20 protein-coding genes are annotated in these 19,724 nt (G+C 65.7%); 16 read left to right on the top strand and 4 right to left on the bottom strand.

Annotated elements, in window-relative coordinates; all coding sequences use genetic code 11:
- Positions 1–22 precede the first annotated feature (22 nt).
- The gene (locus tag AC3WRR_RS20995) at positions 23–868 is read right to left on the bottom strand and encodes an IclR family transcriptional regulator (protein ID WP_371258387.1); all 846 of its coding nucleotides are present in this window, start codon (positions 866–868) and stop codon (positions 23–25) included.
- 125 nt (positions 869–993) lie between these two features.
- Here AC3WRR_RS20995 and AC3WRR_RS20990 point away from each other — a divergent pair, with 125 nt between their 5' ends.
- A complete protein-coding gene (locus tag AC3WRR_RS20990; protein ID WP_492298027.1) occupies positions 994–2,229 on the top strand; it encodes a CaiB/BaiF CoA transferase family protein in 1,236 nt (411 codons plus the stop codon).
- Between the two features lie 18 nt (positions 2,230–2,247).
- On the opposite strand, the gene AC3WRR_RS20985 is transcribed toward AC3WRR_RS20990, so the two are convergent.
- The gene (locus AC3WRR_RS20985) at positions 2,248–3,168 is read right to left on the bottom strand and encodes a LysR family transcriptional regulator (protein ID WP_010812518.1); all 921 of its coding nucleotides are present in this window, start codon (positions 3,166–3,168) and stop codon (positions 2,248–2,250) included.
- Between the two features lie 187 nt (positions 3,169–3,355).
- Here AC3WRR_RS20985 and AC3WRR_RS20980 point away from each other — a divergent pair, with 187 nt between their 5' ends.
- Positions 3,356–4,699: a DUF3100 domain-containing protein gene (locus tag AC3WRR_RS20980; protein ID WP_010812517.1), complete on the top strand. Its 1,344-nt coding sequence runs from the start codon at positions 3,356–3,358 to the stop codon at positions 4,697–4,699.
- A gap of 25 nt (positions 4,700–4,724) precedes the next feature.
- Positions 4,725–5,897, top strand: coding sequence for a M20 aminoacylase family protein (locus tag AC3WRR_RS20975; protein ID WP_492298025.1), 1,173 nt, complete (start codon positions 4,725–4,727; stop codon positions 5,895–5,897).
- A 10-nt stretch (positions 5,898–5,907) separates the two neighbouring features.
- Here the strand turns inward: AC3WRR_RS20975 and AC3WRR_RS20970 are convergent, their stop codons facing one another.
- Entirely contained in the window at positions 5,908–6,489 is a 582-nt protein-coding gene (locus AC3WRR_RS20970) for a hypothetical protein (RefSeq protein WP_492298024.1), read from the bottom strand.
- Between the two features lie 108 nt (positions 6,490–6,597).
- Here AC3WRR_RS20970 and AC3WRR_RS20965 point away from each other — a divergent pair, with 108 nt between their 5' ends.
- The gene (locus tag AC3WRR_RS20965) at positions 6,598–7,140 is read left to right on the top strand and encodes a MarR family winged helix-turn-helix transcriptional regulator (protein WP_010812514.1); all 543 of its coding nucleotides are present in this window, start codon (positions 6,598–6,600) and stop codon (positions 7,138–7,140) included.
- On the opposite strand, the gene AC3WRR_RS20960 is transcribed toward AC3WRR_RS20965, so the two are convergent.
- A complete protein-coding gene (locus AC3WRR_RS20960; protein WP_492298023.1) occupies positions 7,137–8,360 on the bottom strand; it encodes an IscS subfamily cysteine desulfurase in 1,224 nt (407 codons plus the stop codon). The two genes, AC3WRR_RS20965 and AC3WRR_RS20960, sit on opposite strands and share 4 nt — an antisense overlap.
- Before the next feature lie 369 nt (positions 8,361–8,729).
- On the opposite strand from AC3WRR_RS20960, the gene AC3WRR_RS20955 reads away from it, so the two are divergent.
- The 12 genes from AC3WRR_RS20955 to AC3WRR_RS20900 form a co-directional block, all read left to right on the top strand.
- Positions 8,730–9,263, top strand: a complete 534-nt coding sequence (locus AC3WRR_RS20955) for a flavin reductase family protein (protein ID WP_492298021.1) — start codon at positions 8,730–8,732, stop codon at positions 9,261–9,263.
- A gap of 36 nt (positions 9,264–9,299) precedes the next feature.
- Positions 9,300–10,784: a 4-hydroxyphenylacetate 3-hydroxylase family protein gene (locus AC3WRR_RS20950; protein WP_010812511.1), complete on the top strand. Its 1,485-nt coding sequence runs from the start codon at positions 9,300–9,302 to the stop codon at positions 10,782–10,784.
- A gap of 45 nt (positions 10,785–10,829) precedes the next feature.
- On the top strand, positions 10,830–11,210 hold the full coding sequence (locus AC3WRR_RS20945) for a cupin domain-containing protein (RefSeq protein WP_492298019.1): 381 nt from the start codon (positions 10,830–10,832) through the stop codon (positions 11,208–11,210).
- A gap of 2 nt (positions 11,211–11,212) precedes the next feature.
- A complete protein-coding gene (locus tag AC3WRR_RS20940) occupies positions 11,213–12,556 on the top strand; it encodes an amidase (protein WP_010812509.1) in 1,344 nt (447 codons plus the stop codon).
- A 47-nt stretch (positions 12,557–12,603) separates the two neighbouring features.
- Positions 12,604–13,830 carry an ABC transporter substrate-binding protein gene (locus AC3WRR_RS20935; protein WP_011616637.1) on the top strand — a complete coding sequence of 409 codons (1,227 nt, stop codon included), beginning with the start codon at positions 12,604–12,606 and terminating at the stop codon, positions 13,828–13,830.
- A gap of 67 nt (positions 13,831–13,897) precedes the next feature.
- Positions 13,898–14,587 carry a DUF2848 domain-containing protein gene (locus AC3WRR_RS20930; RefSeq protein WP_492298017.1) on the top strand — a complete coding sequence of 230 codons (690 nt, stop codon included), beginning with the start codon at positions 13,898–13,900 and terminating at the stop codon, positions 14,585–14,587.
- 49 nt (positions 14,588–14,636) lie between these two features.
- Positions 14,637–15,410, top strand: coding sequence for an ABC transporter ATP-binding protein (locus AC3WRR_RS20925; RefSeq protein WP_439672436.1), 774 nt, complete (start codon positions 14,637–14,639; stop codon positions 15,408–15,410).
- Between the two features lie 17 nt (positions 15,411–15,427).
- Positions 15,428–16,153: an ABC transporter ATP-binding protein gene (locus AC3WRR_RS20920; RefSeq protein ID WP_492298016.1), complete on the top strand. Its 726-nt coding sequence runs from the start codon at positions 15,428–15,430 to the stop codon at positions 16,151–16,153.
- Between the two features lie 10 nt (positions 16,154–16,163).
- The gene (locus tag AC3WRR_RS20915) at positions 16,164–17,048 is read left to right on the top strand and encodes a branched-chain amino acid ABC transporter permease (RefSeq protein WP_010813253.1); all 885 of its coding nucleotides are present in this window, start codon (positions 16,164–16,166) and stop codon (positions 17,046–17,048) included.
- Between the two features lie 71 nt (positions 17,049–17,119).
- Complete coding sequence (locus AC3WRR_RS20910; RefSeq protein WP_492298070.1) at positions 17,120–18,064, top strand: branched-chain amino acid ABC transporter permease; 945 nt, start codon at positions 17,120–17,122, stop codon at positions 18,062–18,064.
- Positions 18,065–18,356: 292 nt separating this feature from the next.
- Positions 18,357–18,773: a PAAR domain-containing protein gene (locus AC3WRR_RS20905; protein ID WP_492298014.1), complete on the top strand. Its 417-nt coding sequence runs from the start codon at positions 18,357–18,359 to the stop codon at positions 18,771–18,773.
- A gap of 580 nt (positions 18,774–19,353) precedes the next feature.
- The coding region (locus tag AC3WRR_RS20900; RefSeq protein ID WP_492298012.1) for a T6SS effector amidase Tae4 family protein at positions 19,354–19,724 on the top strand (371 nt) is incomplete at its 3' end.

Here is a 19,724-nt window from a genome sequence, read left to right as displayed (position 1 = left end):
GTGCATTGCTGCGTCCTGCCGGCTAGCGCGCGCAGCTCAGTTCGATCTGCCGCACCGCCTCGCGCAGCCTTGGCGCCACCTCGCGCTCCAGCATGTTGTCGCGGTTGCGCGATGCGGCGATGGTGCAGTTCAGCGCAAACGGGTCTTCGTGCAGCGACTGGCGCACGGGTGCCGCGATCGCGTGGATCTCTGGCCGCCACTCGCCGCGGCTCAGGCAGTAGCCGTGGGCGCGGAAATGCTTCTGGTCGTCCGCCCACATCTGGCGCTCAACGTTGAAGCGCTCCGGATCGTCCACGCGCAGCCGGTTCAGCAGCGCCGTGCGCTCGTCTGCGCTGCAGGCCAGCAAGATCGCGCGGCCGATCGCGCTGGCCAGCAGCGGCCGGGTGCTGCCGATGTCCGGCTGGTAGAGGTTGCCGGGATCCAGCCGGCAACTGTCCACGTACACCACCGACAGCCGCTCGCGCATGCCCAGGTTCACCGTGCAGCCGGTTTCCCGCGCAATGGCCTCCATATAAGGCCGCGCCACCTGGCGGATCGCCAGCCCGGCCAGCATCGGGTAGGCCAGCGCCAGCACGCCGGCGCCCAGCCGGTACTTCTGGTTGCCGGGCACGCGGCTCAGGAAGCCGAGCAGCCCCAGCGTGTAGGTCAGCCGCGACACCGTCGCCTTGGGCAGCCCCGTGCGCGCCACGATGTCCTGGTTGCCCAGCACCGGGCTGGACGGCGTGAAGGCACGCAGCACCTCCAGCCCGCGCGCCAGGTTGGTGGCGAACTGGCGGTCGGTGGCCAGTGCATCCTCGCTGGCCAGGCCGGGCAGGGGCAGGTGTTCCGGGTTGCGGTCCATGCTGTGCGGTGGTTGCTTGGGTTCCATGCTGGGATCCGGGAATGGGGGCGTCAATGTTGTAGCACGACAGTTCCGCACAGCGAAACCGTGCTTGCATCCGGGCAAGCCGCCTGCCACCTTGCAGCAGACGCCAATGCCGCCGGAGGCCCGCCATGCAAGACCAGGACACACACGCTGTATCGCCAGACGCACACTGCACGGGCCCGCTGGCCGGACTGCGCATCCTGGACATGGCCACCGTGGTGGCCGGCCCGTTTTCCGCCACGCTGTGTGCCGACATGGGCGCCGATGTGGTCAAGCTGGAGCTGCCCGACGGCAGCGATCCGCTGCGCGGGCTTGAACCGGTTACCGAGGACCACGCCCTGTACTGGAAGGTGACCAACCGCGGCAAGCGCGGCATCTCGCTCGACGTGCGCACGCCGCGCGGCCGCGAGATCTTCCTGCGCTTGCTGCCCCAGTTCGATGTGCTGGTCGAGAACTTCCGCACCGGCACGCTCACGCGCTGGGGGCTGGATCTCGACACCCTCCATGCGGCCAACCCGAAGCTGATCGTGCTGCGGCTGACCGGCTTCGGCCAGACCGGGCCCGATGCGGCGCGGCCCGGCTTTGCCCGCATCTTTGAAGCCAGGAGCGGCTTCACCAACCTGGCGGGCACCGCGCAGAGCGGACCGATGCATATGAACTACCCGATGGGGGACATGATCGCCGGGCTGTTCGGCGCGTTTGCGATTGCCACTGCGGTGGCAGAGCAGCGCGCCAGGCCCGGCCAGCGCGGCCGCGAGATCGACCTGGCCGCCACCGAGGCGTTGTTCCGCCTGCTGGATCCGCTGGCCATCGAATATGAACAGTTGGGGCATGTGCGCCAGCGCGCCGGCAACCGCACCACCTACGCGGCGCCGTCCAATATGTATCGCACCGCGGACGAGATCTGGGTCACGGTAGTGGCCTCCTCCGACGCCACCTTCCGCCGGCTGGCCGAGGCCATGGGCGCACCGCAACTGGCGCAGGCGCCGGAATACGCCACCAACGCCGGGCGCGTGCGCAATATCGAAGCGCTGGACGGCAGCATTGCCGAATGGTTTGCCGCGCAGCCCTATGCCGCCGTGGCGGCCCGGCTGGAGCAGTGCCAGGTGCCATTCAGCAAGGTATTCAGCATCGCCGATATCGTCGACGACCCGCAGATGGCGGCTCGCCAGGCCATCGTGCGGCTGCCCGATCCGGACCTGGGCTCGGTGCCGGCGCCATGCGTGGTGCCGCGATTCTCGGGCTATGCGCCGCCGTCACCGCGTACCGGGCCGGATGTGGGCGAACACAATGCCGAGGTCTATGGGCGGCTTGGTATCGGGGATGAGGAGCTGGTCCGGCTGCGGGCGGAGGGCGTGGTCTGACACACCGGGCGCGAAGGCTCACTCCCCAGTCATCAGCGCCGAGAAGTCCCCCACGATCTGCCGCAACAGCCGTGCCGCCGGCGGCGACAACACCCGGCCCTGGCGCGACACGGTCTGGATTTCCCCCTGGTAAAGCAGGGGGTTTTTCATTGGCAGCGACACCACGGGCGCCTCGTTAAGCTGGTTCCACAAGGCCAGGCGCGTACACAGGACGTAGCCAAGCCCCGCCGCCGCGAAGTGCCCCAGCGCATTGAATGACGAGGTGGTCAGCAGCGACTGCAGGCGCACGCCCTCGCTGATCTCTGCGGCCTCGATGTGCTGGCGCACGCCGAAGGTCCGGTGCAGGGTGGCGCCGGGGTAGGGCAGCAGGTCCTGCAGGTCCAGCGGCCGGCCCAGCTGCGCCAGCGGGTGCGAGGCCAGCACCTGGGTCTGGATCGGCATCGGATGGGCGTGGTGGCAGCGCAGCCGCGCGTCCTTGGGGGGCTGGAACACCAGCCCGATATGGGCGCTGCCATCGACAATGCGCTGCACGATCTCGTCGGTGCTGCCCACCGACAGGTCCACCGTGATGCCCGGGTGGGCCAGCATGAAGGTGCGCAGGCTATGGCGCATCAGCCATTCGACGAAACCTTCGCCCGCCACGATGTCGATATGGCCGCGCGCCACCTTCTGGATGCTGTCGAGTTCGGCCAGCAACTGCTGCTTCTGGTTGTTCTGGTTGCGCACGTAGGCGGCCAGCAGATCGCCCGCCTCGGTGGCAACCACGCCGCGGCCGTGCCGCTCCAGCAGGCGCGTGCCGCAGTCTTTCTCCAGCACGGCGATGGCCCGGCTGACGGCTGAGGGGTCCATGTCGAGGACTTCGGCGGCGCCGCGGACCGAGCCGCTGTCGAGCACCTGCATGAAGTAACGCACGCGCCGCGTGTCAAGTTTGTCGTCCATCGAAAGCACGTGTCACTCCGGTTGAGCGTTGCATTGAATGCAACAAGTTTCCCATATCACGATCATTGATGAAACGCTCAAGCGCCGGAATACTAGCCCGATCCTTCGGTAAGCGGTCAAGATCGAACCGGAATGCCGAAGAGAGCACGTTTGTGCGACATAAGCAGCCTTCCCGCGGAGACACCCGATGACCAACCCCATTGCCCAGCCGGCGCTTGCGTCCGCTTCCCCGATTGCCGCCGTCACCGGCAGTGGCAAGGTACGACTGGCCGTTGTCACGCTGGTCGTGGTGGCGATTGCCGAAACCATTGGCGCGGTGCAGTTCAAGCTGGGGCCCGGCAAGGTCGTGCTGATGCCGATGCTGTGGGCGCTGCTGATGGCCGCGGCGTGGGGCATCGCGGCCCGGAACGTGCCGCGCGCGGTGCGCATCGACGCGCCGCTGCAATCGCTTGCCACCGGGCTGCTCAATGCCGGGCTGCTGCTGTTCGTGGTGAAGCTCGGCCTGACCGTGGGCGGCGCGCTGCCGCAGCTCAAGGGCGCAGGCTGGGCGCTGTTGTTCCAGGAGTTCGGGCACGCGCTCGGGACACTGGCGCTGGGCCTGCCGCTGGCCTTGCTGCTGGGCATCAAGCGCGAGGCCGTCGGCGCGACCTTCTCGGTCGGGCGCGAGGGCAATATCGTCATCATCGGCGAGAAATACGGCATGGCGTCGCCGGAAGGCCGCGGCGTGCTGGCCGAGTACATCACCGGCACCGTGCTGGGCGCGCTCTTCATCGCGGTGCTGTCGGGGTTTGTCAGCAGCCTGGGCATCTTCGATCCGCGTTCGCTGGCCATGGGTGCCGGCGTGGGCTCGGGCAGCCTGATGGCGGCAGCCGTCGGCGCCATCGTCGCGCAGCACCCCGGGCAGGCTTCCGAGATCATGGCGATTGCCGCGGCGTCGAACCTGCTGACCTCGGTGGCCGGCTTCTACTTCACGCTGTTCCTGTCGCTGCCGCTATGTTCGTGGCTGTACGGCAAGCTGGAGCCGGTACTGGGCCGCTTCTCGCGCCGTGACGCCATGCGCGAGGTGCGGGGCGTCAAGCTCGATGGCGCGCTGGCGCATGGCACCTCGGCGCGGGATGCCGCGCTGGGCTGGTTCCTGGTTGGTGCCGGCGTGCTGATCGGCAACAAGCTGTCATACAACGTGCCGCTGCCGGTATCGCTCAAGGGCATCCTGGTAGCCATTGCCATTGTGGCGGCCTGCGACCTGCTCAAGCGCGTGTTCCCGCGCGTGCCGCTGCTGCTGACGATGTCGGTGGCGGTCACGCTGATCGGCGTGCCGGGGATGTTCCCGTTCTCCGATGCCGTCATCGCCATGACGGAAAAACTCAACTTCATGACCTTCACCACGCCGGTGCTGGCGCTGGCGGGCTTCTCGGTGGCCAAGGACCTGCCGGTGTTCCGGCTGCTCGGCTGGCGCATCGTGGTGGTGTCGCTGACGGCCACGGCCGGCACCTTCCTCGGCGCCACGCTGATTGCCGAGTTCTTCCACTGAATCCCACCCGTAGCAGAGATTACCCATGTACCGCGACCCCGATATTGCCGACGACATCCGCCAGGACATGCTGGCCTGGCGCCGCGACATCCACGCTGTTCCGGAAACCGCATTCGAAGAACACCGCACCGCTGGCATCGTGGCGCAGGCGCTGGGTTTGATGGACATCGAAGTGCAGCGGGGACTGGCGACGACGGGCGTGGTCGGCACGCTGCGCAACGGCGACGGCCCCAGCATCGCGCTGCGCGCGGACCTGGATGCGCTGAACATGCAGGAGCTGGGCAAGGCCGCCCACGCTTCCACCTGCGCGGGCAAGATGCACGCCTGTGGCCACGACGGCCATACCGCCATGCTGCTGGGTGCGGCCGCGCACCTGTCGCGCAACCGCGATGCCTTCCGCGGCACGGTGCATTTCGTGTTCCAGCCCGCCGAAGAGAATGAAGGCGGCGGCCGCGTGATGGTGGAAGAGGGCCTGTTCGACCAGTTCCCGGCCGATGCCGTCTATGGCATGCACAACTTCCCCCAGTTGCCACGCGGCAAGTTCGCCATCCGCGCCGGCACCATGACCGCGTTCCTGGACAACTTCGAGATCGTCATCACCGGCAAGGGCGCGCATGGCGCCCAGCCGCACCACGGCATCGATTCCGTGGTCGTGTCCGCGCACCTGATCACCGCGCTGCAGACCATTGCCAGCCGCCGCACCGATCCCACCGATTCGGTCGTGGTCAGCATCACGCAGATCCACGGCGGCGATACCTGGAACGTGCTGCCTGAGTCGGTGGTGCTGCGCGGCACCATCCGCACGCTGAACCCCGCCGTGCGGGATCGCACGCAGACGGCGATGCGGCAGATCTGCGAGGGCGTGGGCACGACCCACGAGGCGCGGATCGCGATTGACTACCGCCCCGGCTACCCCGGCGTGGTCAACACCCCCGGCGAGACCGACGCCGCCATTGCCGCCGCCGCGCAACTGGTGGGCGCCGACAACGTGAAGACCGATATCAAGCCGGCAATGGGATCGGAGGACTTCGCCTTCATGCTGGAAAAGCGCCCCGGCGCTTATATCGGCATCGGCGCCGGCGAGAGCGCGGAAGACCCGCCCCTGCACAATCCCTACTATGACTTCAACGACAGGATCCTGCCGCTGGGCGCGGCGTATTGGGTGGCGCTGGTCGCGCAGCAATTGCCGGCCAGATGATCCGCGCCCGTCAGGACCTGCGGGCCGCTTGCGCGAACACGTTCAGGAAGCCCGGCGCGGGCTGCGCGCCGGTGTGCGCTTCGATGGCGGCAGCCAGCACCGGCGCCGGCAGCCAGGGATAGGGCAGCGCCGCCTGCAGGGCCGCCAGCGTGACCGCGCCGGGATCGGCGATCGTGTCCATCCGTTCGATATGGATATGCAGGCTGGCGATACGGTACGTGCCGTCATCGCCGGCGGCAAAGCCCCAGCGGTAATGGCCCTTGCCGACGCGCAAGGCGCTGGCCGCGGTTTCCCGCATCACCACCAGCCAGGGGATCGTCATGGCGTTGCCGTCCAGCGCGGCCGCAACGTCGCCGATGTAGTAGGTCCGGCAGCGGTCGAACGTCTTCGCAAACTCGCTGACCAGCGTCGAGGCAATGGCATCCGCGCCTTCGGCCTTGGGCGGAAAGCTGATGGAGTCGGTATCGATCGAGAAGGTCAGCGACGCATCCGGAGCGAAGGCTTCGTGGATCAGCGCCGGGCGGTTGTTGTCCTTGGCCTCGACGTATTGGGCCAGCCGGGCTTTGGCGGTGGCGAGCGGGATTGTGTTCATGCTGGACTCGGGGGTATGGGTTGAAAGGCGGGGCGGCCAGGGTGTTGCGGCGAGTTTGTTAGAATTTGGCACAAAGCTTGTATCAAAAGCTAAGTGGACATACCGCCGATGGCAACGACTCCTGCAAATAAGAACCTGACCGTAACGCATCCGGCGTGCCTGGTCGACGGCTCGGACCGTGAATTCCGGCACCTGGTGAATGGCCTGCTGCCGTTTGCCGCGCGCCTGCTGTCCGTGCGCGACGGCTTTGGCAGCCTGATCGGCCTGACGGGGGTCCAGTATTCGCTGATCCGCTCGATCCTGCACCTGTCGCAGCAAGGCGAGGTGACGGTCAACCAGCTCGCCGACCATCTGCACCTGAGCGGCCCGTTCATCACCATCGAGACCGGCAAGCTCAAGAAGCTGGGGCTGATCGACAAGAAGGCCCATCCCGAAGACAAGCGCAAGATGCGTCTGACCATCACCGCCGCCGGGACCCGTCTGCTCAATGAACTGCTGCCGGTGCAGCAGCAGATCAACGACGTATTGTTCGACGGCGTTTCCCGCACCGAATTCAAGGTGCTGTGCTCGGTGGTCGACCGGCTGGTCGCCAACGGCGATCGCGCCGCGCTGGATCTCGAACACCTGCAGGCGCGCCGGCAGAAAGGCTAGTGCGCGGCCCACTGCACCGTGCCGACATCGATGCCCTCCTGGTGCATCTCCCATAGCGGGCTCAGTTCACGCAGGCGGGTAACGGTCTCGCTGACCTGCCGGATGACCTCGTCCACCTCTGCCTCGGTGGTGTAGCGCCCAAGCGTAAAGCGGATCGAGCTATGTGCCAGCTCGTCGCTGCGGCCCAGCGCCCGCAGCACGAACGAGGGCTCCAGTGAAGCCGAGGTGCAGGCCGAGCCCGACGACACCGCCACGTCCTTGATGCCCATGATCAGGGACTCGCCTTCGACATAGTTGAAGCTGATGTTCAGGTTGTGCGGGATACGGTGCGCCAGGCTGCCGTTGACGTAGACCTCGTCCAGCCGCGACAGCCCCGCCAGCAACCGGTCGCGCAACGCGCCCACGCGGCGCGCTTCCTCCGCAAGTTCCAGCTTTGCCAGCCTGAAGGCTTCGCCCATGCCCACGATCTGGTGCGTTGGCAGGGTGCCTGAGCGCATGCCGCGCTCATGCCCGCCGCCGTGGACCTGCGCTTCGATGCGGATACGCGGCTTGCGCCGCACGTAGAGCGCGCCGATGCCTTTCGGGCCATAGACCTTGTGCGCCGTCACGGTGAGCAGGTCGATCTTCAGGGTATCCAGGTCGATGGCGATCTTGCCGGCGGCCTGCACCGCATCGCAATGGAACACCACCCCCGCTGCGCGGCAGAGCTCGCCGATCTGCGCGACCGGGTGGATCACGCCGATCTCATTGTTGACCATCATCACCGACACCAGGATGGTGTCCGGCCGCATGGCCGCGCGCAGCGCGTCAAGGTCGACCAGGCCGTCGGTGCCGACGTCGAGATAGGTCACCTCAAAGCCCTGCCGCTCCAGTTCGCGGCAGGTATCGAGCACCGCCTTGTGCTCGGTCTTGACCGTGATGATGTGGTTGCCCTTGCCGCGATAGAAATGCGCCGCGCCCTTGATCGCCAGGTTGTTGCCCTCGGTCGCGCCGGAGGTCCAGATGATCTCGCGCGGGTCCGCATTCAGCAGCGCCGCCACATGCGCGCGCGCGGTCTCGACCGCCTCTTCCGCCTGCCAGCCGTAGTAGTGGCTGCGCGATGCGGGGTTGCCGAACTGCTGGTGCAGGTAGGGAACCATCTTCTCGACGACCCGGGTGTCGACCGGTGTCGTCGCGCTGTAGTCCATGTAGATCGGAAGGGTGTTCGGCTCGGATTGCATGGCGCTCATTCCTGGAGGCGGATGTGGGGACGACCGTGGGCAAAGCGTACCCGCTGGTCAAGGAAAGTGGGGCCGAGTCTAGCACCGGGTAGCGGCCGTTCGCGGCAGCGCCATGCTGCCGGTAGGGTTGCTTGACGCGCGGACAGCTGCAGTTCAGGCCGCGTGGCGCCACCTGTCCGCTAGCCGGAAAAACTTGTCCAGCAACGGTTTCCGGATTTCATTGAGTCGCCTCGGGAGCTGTCCGGCTCCGCACTCTAGGGTTTCCACCAACTTGAATGCCGTTGTTTTATAGCATTCAATAAAACCTAAGTTACAAAGGTAAATAAACAAAATAACAGGTTTGGTGACAACACTTGCGTAGGAGTCGTGATGGCTGAGTCATCTGTCGATCAGGGCGTCAATGTGGACGCCGAAGCGCAGCGCCGCTTCAGAAATGCGTTGGCGATGTTTGCAACAGGCGTCGCCGTGATTACCGCGCCGCGCGAAGAAGGGCTGCCGGTCGGCATCACGGTGGCGTCGTTCAACTCGGTATCGCTGGACCCGCCGCTGGTGCTGTTCTCGGTGGACCGCCGCTGCCTGAGCCTGGGCGACCTGCGCAGCGCGCGGCGCTATGCCGTCAACGTGCTGGGCGAGGCGCAGCAGGATATCTCGAACCGCTTCGCCAGGGCCAATTCCGGCAAGTGGGAAGGCATCGGTTTCAGCAAGCGCAACGAGGACAGCCACGTGCTGCTGCCGGACGCGCTGGCCACCTTCGAGTGCGAGCCCTATGCCATGCACGACGGCGGCGACCACGTGATCTTTATCGGGCGGGTGGTCCGTCACCAGGCCCGCCAGGACGGCCGGCCCCTCATCTTCTTTGGCGGCAAGTACCGGGCACTGGAAGACAGCCCGGCCGCCGCCTGAATCCACAAGAACAGACAGTCAGCACAGGAGAACGACATGATCAAGACCGGTAACCAGCACATCGCCATGCTGCGCGATGGCCGCGAGGTGTACCTGGACGGCAAGCGGGTGACAGATGTCACCAGCCACCCGGCCTTCCGCAATTCGATCCGCAGCTACGCCAACCTCTACGACTTCCAGGCGCAGCCGGGCAATATCGACAAGATGACCTTCCAGCCGGCGGGCACCGACCGGCGCGTCAGCCGGATCTGGGAGCTGCCGGCCAGCTACAACGAACTGGTCGAACGCCGCCAGATGCTGGAAGCCTGGACCGAACTGCACTACGGCTTCATGGGCCGCTCGCCCGACCACGTGGCTTCCTGCATCTCGGGCATGTACATGGGCATCGATGTCTTCGAGCAGGCCGATCCGGCACGTGCCGGCGCGCTGCGCGACTACTACCGCTATGCCCGCGACAACGACCTGTTCCTCACCTATGTGATCGTCAACCCGCAGGCCAACCAGTCCAAGTCCGCGCACGAGCAGGAAGACAAGTACCTGGCGGTGGGCATCGTCGACCAGGACGCGGAGGGCATCACCGTGCGCGGCGCCAAGATGCTGGCGACCAGCGGCATCATGGCCAACGAGGTCTTCTGCAGCTGCATCCAGCCGCTGCGCGAGGGCGACGAGATGTATGCGCTGTCCTTCGCGGTGCCGATGAACACCAAGGGCCTGAAGGTGATGTCGCGCAAGTCGTATGAAGCCAATGCCACCTCGGTGTTCGACAACCCGCTGGCCAGCCGCTTTGACGAGAACGACGCGGTGCTCTATTTCGACGACGTCAAGGTGCCGTGGGAGCGCATCTTCGTCGCGGGCGACGTGGGCTTGTGCGCCAGGCAATTCCACGCCACGCCGGCGCACGTCTACCAGAACTACCAGTGCCAGGTGCGGCTGATGGTGAAGCTGCGTTTCCTGGTGGGCCTGGCGCACCGCATCACCGAGATCAACGGCACCAACAGCTTCCCGCAGGTCAGGGAAATGCTGGGCCAGCTCGCCGCCGAAGCAGGCATGGTCGAGGCCTGGGTCTACGGCATGGAGGCCAAGGGCCAGGTCGGCAAGCATGGCTACTTCGTGCCGGACCGCAGCATGCTGTACGGCTCGCAGGTGGTGACCCAGCAGCTCTACGGCAAGGTGCTGGCCACGCTGCGCGAGCTGGCCGGCGGCGGCATGATCATGCTGCCGTCGAGCATCGAGGATTTCGCCAATCCGTCGCTCGCCGGGATCATCGCCAAGACGCAGAAGTCGCCGGTGTGCAGCCCGGAAGAGCGCGTCAAGTTCTTCAAGCTCGCCTGGGACGCGGTCGGCTCCGAGTTTGCGTCGCGCCACAACCAGTACGAGATGTTCTATGCCGGCGCCACCTTTGTCACCAAGGGGCATGCCTATCGCACCTACGACTGGCAGAACGCATCCGGCCTGGTCGACAACATGCTCGGCAGCTATTCCCTTGAAAGCGAACTGGCCAAGCTGCCGCAGGCCGCCTGACTTTCCGCACCTTTCCCAATTCCCGCATCGAACACTGAGATCGACATGGCAATCACCAAACTTCACGACGAGTTCCACCCCCTGGACCTGGAGTCCGGCTGGGAGGTCCCCCACGGCTATCCGTCGGGTATCCAGCAGAAGATCCTGTCCGGCTCGCTGGACGAGAACGGCCGCAGCGGCAGCCGTACGCGCCTGCTGCGTTTCCAGCCCGGCGTGTTCACCACCTCGCCCTTCGTGCATGAGTACTGGGAAGAGGTCTACCTGCTCAGCGGCGACCTGACCGTCGGCAACGACGCCAATGGCAAGGGCGGCGAGGCCTTCGTCCCCAACACCTACGCCTGCCGCCCGCCCGGCGCCTTCCATGGCCCGTTCAAGTCAGACGGCGGCTGCATGCTGCTGGAGATCCACTACTACGACCCGGCCTGATCATGGAAGCGACTATCGCAACCGCGCAGCGCCAGCTTGCCGCGGGCAGCGCCAACGCGCTGTCCCTGCTGGCGTCATGCGTCGAACGTATCTGCAATCCAGGCGGCGAGGGCGCGCGCGTATTCCCGCATGGCGTGAGCATGGCGGCGCGCAAGCAGGCCCAGGCCAGCGACATGCTGCGCGAGCAGGGCGTGGCCGGCCCGCTGGCGGGCGTGCCGGTGTCCGTGAAGGACCTGTTCGACGTGCAGGGCGACGTGACTCGCGCCGGCGCACGTGTGCTGCCGGAGCGTGCGGCCAGTGCCGACGCGCCGGTCATTGCGCGCTTGCGTGCGGCGGGGGCGGTGTTTGTCGGGCGTACCAATATGACCGAGTTCGCCTACTCGGGCGTCGGCATCAATCCGCACTACGGCACGCCACGCAATCCCTACGACCGGCAGGCGGGCCGCATTCCCGGTGGCTCGTCGTCGGGGGCTGCGGTGTCGGTGACCGACGGCATGGCCCTGGCCGCGATCGGCTCCGACACCGGCGGTTCGTGCCGGATCCCGGCCGCGTTGTGCGGCATCGCCGGCTTCAAGCCCACGGCGCGGCGCGTGCCGCTGCAGGGCACGGTGCCGTTGTCGCCCAGCTATGACTCGGTGGGCTGCCTGGCCAACACTGTGGCGTGCTGCGCCGCAGTTGATGCCGTGATGGCGGGCGAGGTGCCGCCCGCGGGGCCGGCGCCGCTGGCAGGGCTACGCCTGGCGGTGCCCACCGGCCTGGTGCTGGAAGGCATGTCGGACGAGGTGGCCGAGGTCTTCAGCCGCACGCTGCGCCGGCTGTCCGCGGCGGGCGCGCTGCTGCAGGACGTGAGCTTCGACAGCTGGGACCAGCTGGCCGGCATCGGCGCGAACGGCGGCCTGGTCGCAGCGGAAGCCAGTGCCTGGCACGGCAGCCTGCTGGCTGAGCAGGCCGATCGATATGACCCGCGCGTGCTGTCGCGCATCCGGCTGGCTGACGGGCAGCGTGCCGCCGACTACCTGCGCATGCTGCAGCGCCGGGGCGAGCTGTGCCGGCAGGCCGATGCCGAGCTGGCGGGATTCGATGCCGTGGTCCTGCCCACCGTGCCGGTCGTGGCGCCGCGCATCGCGGACCTGGACGACGACGAAGCCTTCTTCAGCACCAACCGGCTGCTGCTGCGCAACCCGGCCATCGCCAACATGCTCGACCTGTGCGCGCTGTCGGTCCCGTGCCATCGCCCGGGCGACGCACCGGTGGGGCTGATGCTGTTCGGGCGCCACCTGTCCGACCGCAGGCTGCTGGCCATCGGCATGGGCATCGAGGGGGCATTGCGGCACGAGCGGGGTTGAGCCCCCGCAGCAGTACAGAAGTACCCATAACTACAGTGGAGACAACAATGCCTGATATCCGTACCGGCGCCGCCGTACTGGCCTGCGCCACCCTGTTCGCGGCGACTGCTTCTGCAGCCGACCCGGCTCCCATCAGCGACGGCGTGGTCAAGATCGGTGTGCTGACCGACATGTCGTCGATCTTTTCCGATATCGGCGGCAAGGGCTCGGTGGTGGCCGCGCAGATGGCCGTGGACGATTTCGGCGGCAAGGTGCTGGGCGCCCCCATCCAGGTGGTCAGCGCCGACCACCAGAACAAGACCGACGTCGCCGCCACGCTGGCGCGCGGCTGGTTCGACAACCAGAAGGTCGACGTGATCCAGGACGCCCTGCCGTCCTCGGTCGCGCTGGCGGTATCCAACCTGGGCAAGCTCAAGCACAAGATCGTCATCGCCAGCGGTGCCGGCACCACGCGCCTGAGCAATGAAGACTGCTCGCCCTACACCATCCAGTATTCGTACGACACCTACGCCTTTGCCGCCAACACGGTCAAGGCACTGGCCCGGCGCGGCGACCACAGCTGGTACTTCCTGACGGTCGACTACGCCCTGGGCGCGTCGCTGGAGAAGGACGGCACCGAGGCGCTGTCCAGTGTCGGCGGTACCCTGAAGGGCAAGGCCAGGCATCCGATCAACTCCGCCGACCTGTCGTCCTACCTGCTGCAGGGACAGTCCTCGGGCGCGAAGGTGATCGGCCTGGCCAACGCGGGCGCCGACACGGTCAATGCGATCAAGACCGCCGCGGACTTCGGCATCAACACCGCGGGCAAGCAGAAGCTGGCCGGGCTGCACATGTTTATCAGCGATATCCACAGCCTGGGGCTGCAAGCCGCGCAGGGCATGACGCTGACCACATCGTTCTACTGGGATCGCGACGACGCCACGCGCGCCTGGTCGCAACGCTTCTTCGACAAGACCGGGCGCATGCCGACCCTGGTGCATGCCGGCGTGTATTCGTCGACCACGCATTACCTGAAGGCGATCCAGGCCGCGCGAACCGACGACAGCGATGCCGTGCTGGCCCGCATGCGCGAGACCCCGGTCAATGACTTCTTTGCGAAGAACGGCACGATCCGCGCCGACGGCCTGATGGTGCACGACATGTACCTGGTCGAAGTGAAGCGGCCGCAGGAGTCCAAGCGCCCTTGGGACTACTACAAGATCAAGAGCGTGATTCCCGCGAGCGAAGCGTTCCGCCCGCTCAGCGCAAGCACTTGCCCGCTGGTCAGGAAGTAAGCCCACATCCCTCATCGAGGCCGGCATTCCAGCCGGCACTCCACCCCATTGCAGAGAGCAACCGATCATGCAGACCCTTACCTTTGAACTCGACAGCTGCCAGGGCAAGTCGCAGCGCACCGTCACCATCCATCAGCTCATCGTGGCGGGATGGACCGGGCGCGACGTCGAAGCCATGGAAGCCCATATCCGCGAACTGGAGGAGTTGGGCGTGAAGCGCCCGCCCTATACGCCGGTGTTCTATCGCGTCGCTGCGCAACGCCTGGGGCCGGCCCCGGAGATCCAGGTCAGTGGCGAGGCCAGCAGCGGGGAAGCCGAGTTCCTGCTGGTCCGGGACGGCGATGAAATCCTGGTGGGCATTGCCTCGGACCATACCGACCGCGAAGCCGAGACCTACGGCATCACCGTGTCCAAGCAGATGTGCGAGAAGCCCTGCGCCCCGGCCTTGTGGCGCCTTGCCGAGGTGGAAGGCCACTGGGACCGGCTGATGCTGCGCTCCTACGCCACCATCGACGGCGAGCGCGTGCTGTACCAGGAAGGTCCGGTGACCGCCATGCGCTCTCCTGCGGACCTGCTGCAGCGCTTCAGCGGCCATGGCGGCGACTTTGGCGAAGGCTCGGCCATGCTGTGCGGCACGCTGCCCGCGATCGGCGGCATCCGCCCGGCCGAGCGCTTCGAGATCGAGCTGGAAGACCCGGTGCTGGGGCGCATGCTGCGCCACGCCTACGCGGTCGCGGCGCTGCCCGTGGCGGGCTAAGCATGCCGCGCGATTCCAACCGAAACGGCAGCGCCACGGAGTCAAGGCCATGCACCACGACCTGATACTAGAGACCCGCAACCTCGGCAAGGCCTTCCGCGGCTTTACCGCGGTGAGCGATGTCAACCTGCAAGTCCGCCGCGGGTCGATCCATGCATTGATCGGCCCCAACGGCGCAGGCAAGACGACTTGCTTCAACCTGCTCACCAAGTTCCTGGAGCCGACCACCGGCACCATTCTTTTCAACGGCATCGACATCACCCGCGAAAAACCCGCGCAAATCGCGCGGCGGGGCATGATCCGCTCGTTCCAGATCTCGGCGGTGTTCCCGCACCTGACGGTGATGGAGAACGTGCGCATCGGGCTGCAGCGGCAGCTGGGCACGGCCTACCAGTTCTGGCGCAGCGAGCGCTCGCTCGATGTGCTCAACGACCGCGCCATGGAGCTGCTCGAGCAGGTCGGTCTGACCGAGTTCGCGCAAACGCTGACGGTGAACCTGCCGTACGGGCGCAAGCGCGCGCTGGAGATCGCCACCACGCTGGCGATGGAGCCCGAGCTGATGCTGCTCGATGAACCCACCCAGGGCATGGGCCACGAGGACGTGGACCGCGTCACGCAGCTGATCAAGAAGGTCTCGGCGGGCCGCACCATCCTGATGGTGGAGCACAACATGAGCGTGGTCTCGTCGATCGCGGACAAGATCACGGTGCTGCAGCGTGGCGCGATCCTGGCCGAAGGCCCGTATGCGGAAGTGTCCAGGGACCCGCGCGTGATGGAGGCCTACATGGGCACCGCCGACGCGGAACTGCAGGGCGCGCACTGAGAGGGCCGGGGAACGATATGACGACATCCAACACACCCGCGCTCGAGATCAAGGGCCTGCACGCCTGGTACGGCGAATCGCACATCCTTCACGGCGTGGACCTGACCGTGAACCACGGCGAAGTGGTCACGCTGCTGGGCCGCAACGGCGCTGGCCGCACCACCACGCTGCGCGCGATCATGGGACTGACCGGCGCGCGCAAGGGCTCGATCAAGGTCAATGGCTACGAGACCATCAGCCTGCCCACGCACAAGATCGCGCACTACGGCATTGGCTATTGCCCCGAAGAGCGGGCGATCTTCTCCAGCCTCTCATGCGAAGAGAACCTGACGCTGCCGCCGGTGCTGAAAGGCGCCGACACCAGCAAGGGCATGAGCGAATCCGATATCTACGAGATGTTCCCGAACCTGAAGGAGCGCCGCCAGAGCCAGGGCACGCGTCTTTCCGGCGGCGAGCAGCAGATGCTGGCGGTCGGGCGCATCCTGCGCACCGGCGCCAACCTGCTGCTGCTCGATGAAATCTCGGAAGGGTTGGCACCGGTGATCGTGCAGGCGCTTGCGCGCATGATCCTGATGCTCAAGCAGAAGGGGTACACGGTGGTGATGGTGGAGCAGAACTTCCGCTTTGCCGCGCCGCTGGCGGACCGCTTCTATGTGATGGAGCACGGCAGCATCGTCGAGCGCTTCGCGGCCAGTGAGCTGCAGGCCAGGATGCCGGTGCTGCATGAACTGCTGGGCGTATAAGGAGCGACTCATGAATCTGTTTGAAATCCCGCTCCCGGCGCTGCTGTCGCAGTTGTTGCTCGGGCTCGTCAACGGCGCCTTCTACGCCATGCTGAGCCTGGGGCTGGCGGTCATCTTCGGGCTGCTGAATGTCATCAACTTTGCGCACGGCGCGCTCTTCATGCTGGGTGCGGTGCTGGCGTGGGCCGGCATGGCCTATGCCGGCCTCAGCTACTGGGTGATGCTGCTGTTGTCGCCGCTGGCGGTTGCCGCGCTGGGCGTGGGGATCGAGAAGACCATGCTGCGCTGGATCTACAAGCTCGACCATATCTACGGCCTGCTGCTGACGCTAGGCATCACGCTGGTGATCGAAGGCATCTTCCGCTCGGTCTATGGCGTGTCCGGGCTGCCCTATGCACCGCCCGAGGCGCTGCAGGGCGCCTCCGACCTCGGCTTCATGCGCTTGCCCAACTACCGCGTGTGGGTGGTCGGGGCATCGCTGGCGGTCTGCCTGTCGACGTGGTACGTGATCGAGAAGACCAGGCTGGGCGCCTACCTGCGCGCCGGCACCGAGAACGCCAAGGTGGTCGAGGCGTTCGGCGTCAACGTGCCGCGGATGGTGACGCTGACCTATGGCTTCGGCGTGGCGCTGGCCGCGTTTGCCGGGGTGCTGGCGGCGCCCGTCATGCAGGTATCGCCGCTGATGGGGCAGAACCTGATCATCGTCGTGTTCGCGGTAGTGGTGATCGGCGGCATGGGCTCGATCATGGGCGCGATCCTGACCGGCCTGGGGCTGGGCGTGATCGAGGGGCTGGCCAAGGTGTTGTACCCGGAAGCATCTTCCACTGTTGTCTTCGTCATCATGGTGGTGGTGCTGTTGTTGCGCCCGGCAGGGCTGTTCGGAAAGGAGAAGTGATGAGCGGACAATCTATCGCCGCAATCGGCATGCGGCAGCAGCAGGCGGCGGGGCGCCTGCCAAAGCAGGTGATGTACGGCGTGGTGCTGGCGTGCCTGCTGGCCGCGCCGCTGGCCGGTGCGTATCCGGTGTTCGTGCTCAAGGTGATGTGCTTTGCGCTGTTTGCGTGTGCCTTCAACCTGCTGATCGGCTATACCGGGCTGCTGTCGTTCGGCCATGCGGCCTTCTTCGGCGGCGCTGGCTACGCCGCCGGCCATGCCATGAAGGTCTGGGGCGTGACCCCGGAAATCGGCCTGATCCTGGGTACCGGTGCGGGCGCTCTGATCGGCTACGTGGTGGGCTCGCTGGCCATCCGCCGACAGGGCATCTACTTCTCGATGATCACGCTGGCGCTGGCGCAGATGCTGTTCTTTATCTGCCTGCAGGCGCCGTTCACCGGCGGCGAGGACGGCCTGCAGGGCATCCCGCGCGGCAAGCTGTTCGGGGTGCTGCCGCTGTCGGACGATCTGACGCTGTACTACGTGGCGCTGGCGATCATCGTGGCCGCCTTTGCGCTGATGGTGCGCACGGTGCATTCGCCGTTCGGCCAGATCCTGAAGGCGATCAAGGAGAACGAGCCGCGCGCGGTGTCGCTGGGCTATGACGTCGACCGCTTCAAGCTCACGGCCTTCGTGCTGTCGGCGGCGCTGTCGGGGCTGGCCGGCTCGATCAAGGCGCTGGTGCTGGGCTTCGAGACGCTGACCGACGTGCACTGGTCGATGTCCGGCATGGTGATCCTGATGACCCTGCTGGGGGGGCTCGGCACACTCACCGGCCCGATCGTCGGCGCGTTTGTTGTGATCGCGCTGGAGAACAAGCTGGGCGAACTGGGCAGCTACCTTGCGGCGGTGACGGACATCGACTGGTTCAACGGGCTCGGTGAATCGGTGTCGATGGTGACGGGCATCATCTTCATCGTATGTGTGCTGACCTTCCGCAAGGGGATTGTGGCGAGTTTGGGGCGCGGACCCGGATGAGGTGAAAGCCGTCCAAGGAGTTTCTCCTCTCTCGCGCTTGCGGGAGAGGGGCCGGGGAGAGGGTATCCCTCACGCAATGCGGCCTACAAGATGGGGCTGGGAGCCCACACGCGGCTCGCGCAGGCGATCGGGGAGCTGGTAGTGCGGGCGCAGGCCGAGCGTGCGGCTGCCGCACCGAGCGCCCCACAGCCAGGAGGCCGGTCGCGGTCGTCCCGCGAACAATAGGCTTCAAACCGCCCGGCCGTCATGCAAAGCCTTTGAAAAATCATCCCCAAATTTAGGCCATGTCTGATTGATCCCCACTGCCGATTTCGGCTCAATGGTATTCGGCAAACCAGCCGTTTCCAACCGAGGATCAATGATGCAAGACAGGAAAACCAAGAAGATTTACGTTGCAGCATTCGAAGGTGCGAAGACCGCCAACGGCGGTGAAGTCGTGACGGGTTCCGGCAATCAAAGCTACGATGGCCGTCGCATCGTCCGGGTTGGCGACGTGGCGACCTACCAGGATGGCAGTACGGCGGTGATTATGGCGGGCGCAGGCAAGGCGTGCGAGTCAGCAGGCGTGCCGGTGGCCCTCATCGGCAGCCCCCTGAGCAATGGGGACACCATTGTGTTCAGTCCCGTGACGGCGCTGGAATTCCACGAATCGGCAGACAAGTCTATCCTTGGCCTGCTCGATCCCGCCTACTATTCCGTGCGCGCCTAAGAGGCCGTCATGCCGGATATTCGCTACGCACTCCGGAACGGAGACAAGACAAGCTCGGGCGGCATACTCTTCGCCACGGGCCGCAGCATATTCCATCATGACCTGATAGTCGGTGTCGAAGGCGACCATGCAACCTGCCCCCGCCTGCAAGGTGGGCGGGCCGGTGATGAATGACTGTTATCCGGCCGTCGATGTAGATGGCAAACAGATGTTGGTGACTGGTGCGCGAGTCAATTGCAAGTGCCCGACTCACCCGGTTGTCATCCACTCGCGGATGGATTTCATTATTGAGGTGAACCGGGGAGGCCGCAATGCGCCGCCGCCGCCATCGTCCGCGTCCTTGGCCTCTTCGAACCTGACTTCGCCCGCGACAGGTGACTACGACGAGCAAGTCCGAGTCCGAGCGGGTAATACACCCTTGGAAGGCTACCCCTACTTCATCGCGACGCCCGACGGGCGGGCATTCTCCGGGTGTATAGACGAAAGCCGCAAGTTACCTCGCATATATACAAAGAACCTCAACGAGTACGCAATTTATTGGGGCGATGACGCTCTAGCAAAACAGACAGAGGTATGAGGTATGCCCAATAAGAAAACGATCGTGACAACAAACGCGACACCGAACTCCATTAAGGAAGTGCAGCTTAAGGTGGTAACGTTTCAGGAACTCTGGGAAAATTATCCGTCGGGTAATCCATACGACAATCCGGCCTATTCCGATCAGTGCACGATCCGTATGAGTGTTACTCTTCATCGAGTCGGCATCGAGATGAAGTCCTTTTCATCGAAGCTTGTGAAGCCGCTGTCGGGGCAGCCGAGTATCGGGCGTATTATTCTTCCCGCAGACGGGAAGGTCACTGCCACGCGAGCAAACGAACTCGGGGAATGGTTGAAGTTGCAACCTTTTGCCGGACTAGGGAAGGCGGAGAATATTACAGGGTGGGACTGGGT

The organism is Cupriavidus sp. FW305-3-2-15-C-LB2, from assembly GCF_058787575.1.
The sequence above is the reverse complement of the archived record's forward strand: the minus strand, read 5'-3'. Positions and strand labels throughout refer to the sequence as shown.

Coding starts and splice junctions, on each gene's coding strand:
- AC3WRR_RS20995 (WP_371258387.1), bottom strand. CDS start 868: ATGGAACCCAAGCAACCACCGCACAGCATGGACCGCAACCCGGAACAC.
- AC3WRR_RS20990 (WP_492298027.1), top strand. CDS start 994: ATGCAAGACCAGGACACACACGCTGTATCGCCAGACGCACACTGCACG.
- AC3WRR_RS20985 (WP_010812518.1), bottom strand. CDS start 3,168: ATGGACGACAAACTTGACACGCGGCGCGTGCGTTACTTCATGCAGGTG.
- AC3WRR_RS20980 (WP_010812517.1), top strand. CDS start 3,356: ATGACCAACCCCATTGCCCAGCCGGCGCTTGCGTCCGCTTCCCCGATT.
- AC3WRR_RS20975 (WP_492298025.1), top strand. CDS start 4,725: ATGTACCGCGACCCCGATATTGCCGACGACATCCGCCAGGACATGCTG.
- AC3WRR_RS20970 (WP_492298024.1), bottom strand. CDS start 6,489: ATGAACACAATCCCGCTCGCCACCGCCAAAGCCCGGCTGGCCCAATAC.
- AC3WRR_RS20965 (WP_010812514.1), top strand. CDS start 6,598: ATGGCAACGACTCCTGCAAATAAGAACCTGACCGTAACGCATCCGGCG.
- AC3WRR_RS20960 (WP_492298023.1), bottom strand. CDS start 8,360: ATGCAATCCGAGCCGAACACCCTTCCGATCTACATGGACTACAGCGCG.
- AC3WRR_RS20955 (WP_492298021.1), top strand. CDS start 8,730: ATGGCTGAGTCATCTGTCGATCAGGGCGTCAATGTGGACGCCGAAGCG.
- AC3WRR_RS20950 (WP_010812511.1), top strand. CDS start 9,300: ATGATCAAGACCGGTAACCAGCACATCGCCATGCTGCGCGATGGCCGC.
- AC3WRR_RS20945 (WP_492298019.1), top strand. CDS start 10,830: ATGGCAATCACCAAACTTCACGACGAGTTCCACCCCCTGGACCTGGAG.
- AC3WRR_RS20940 (WP_010812509.1), top strand. CDS start 11,213: ATGGAAGCGACTATCGCAACCGCGCAGCGCCAGCTTGCCGCGGGCAGC.
- AC3WRR_RS20935 (WP_011616637.1), top strand. CDS start 12,604: ATGCCTGATATCCGTACCGGCGCCGCCGTACTGGCCTGCGCCACCCTG.
- AC3WRR_RS20930 (WP_492298017.1), top strand. CDS start 13,898: ATGCAGACCCTTACCTTTGAACTCGACAGCTGCCAGGGCAAGTCGCAG.
- AC3WRR_RS20925 (WP_439672436.1), top strand. CDS start 14,637: ATGCACCACGACCTGATACTAGAGACCCGCAACCTCGGCAAGGCCTTC.
- AC3WRR_RS20920 (WP_492298016.1), top strand. CDS start 15,428: ATGACGACATCCAACACACCCGCGCTCGAGATCAAGGGCCTGCACGCC.
- AC3WRR_RS20915 (WP_010813253.1), top strand. CDS start 16,164: ATGAATCTGTTTGAAATCCCGCTCCCGGCGCTGCTGTCGCAGTTGTTG.
- AC3WRR_RS20910 (WP_492298070.1), top strand. CDS start 17,120: ATGTACGGCGTGGTGCTGGCGTGCCTGCTGGCCGCGCCGCTGGCCGGT.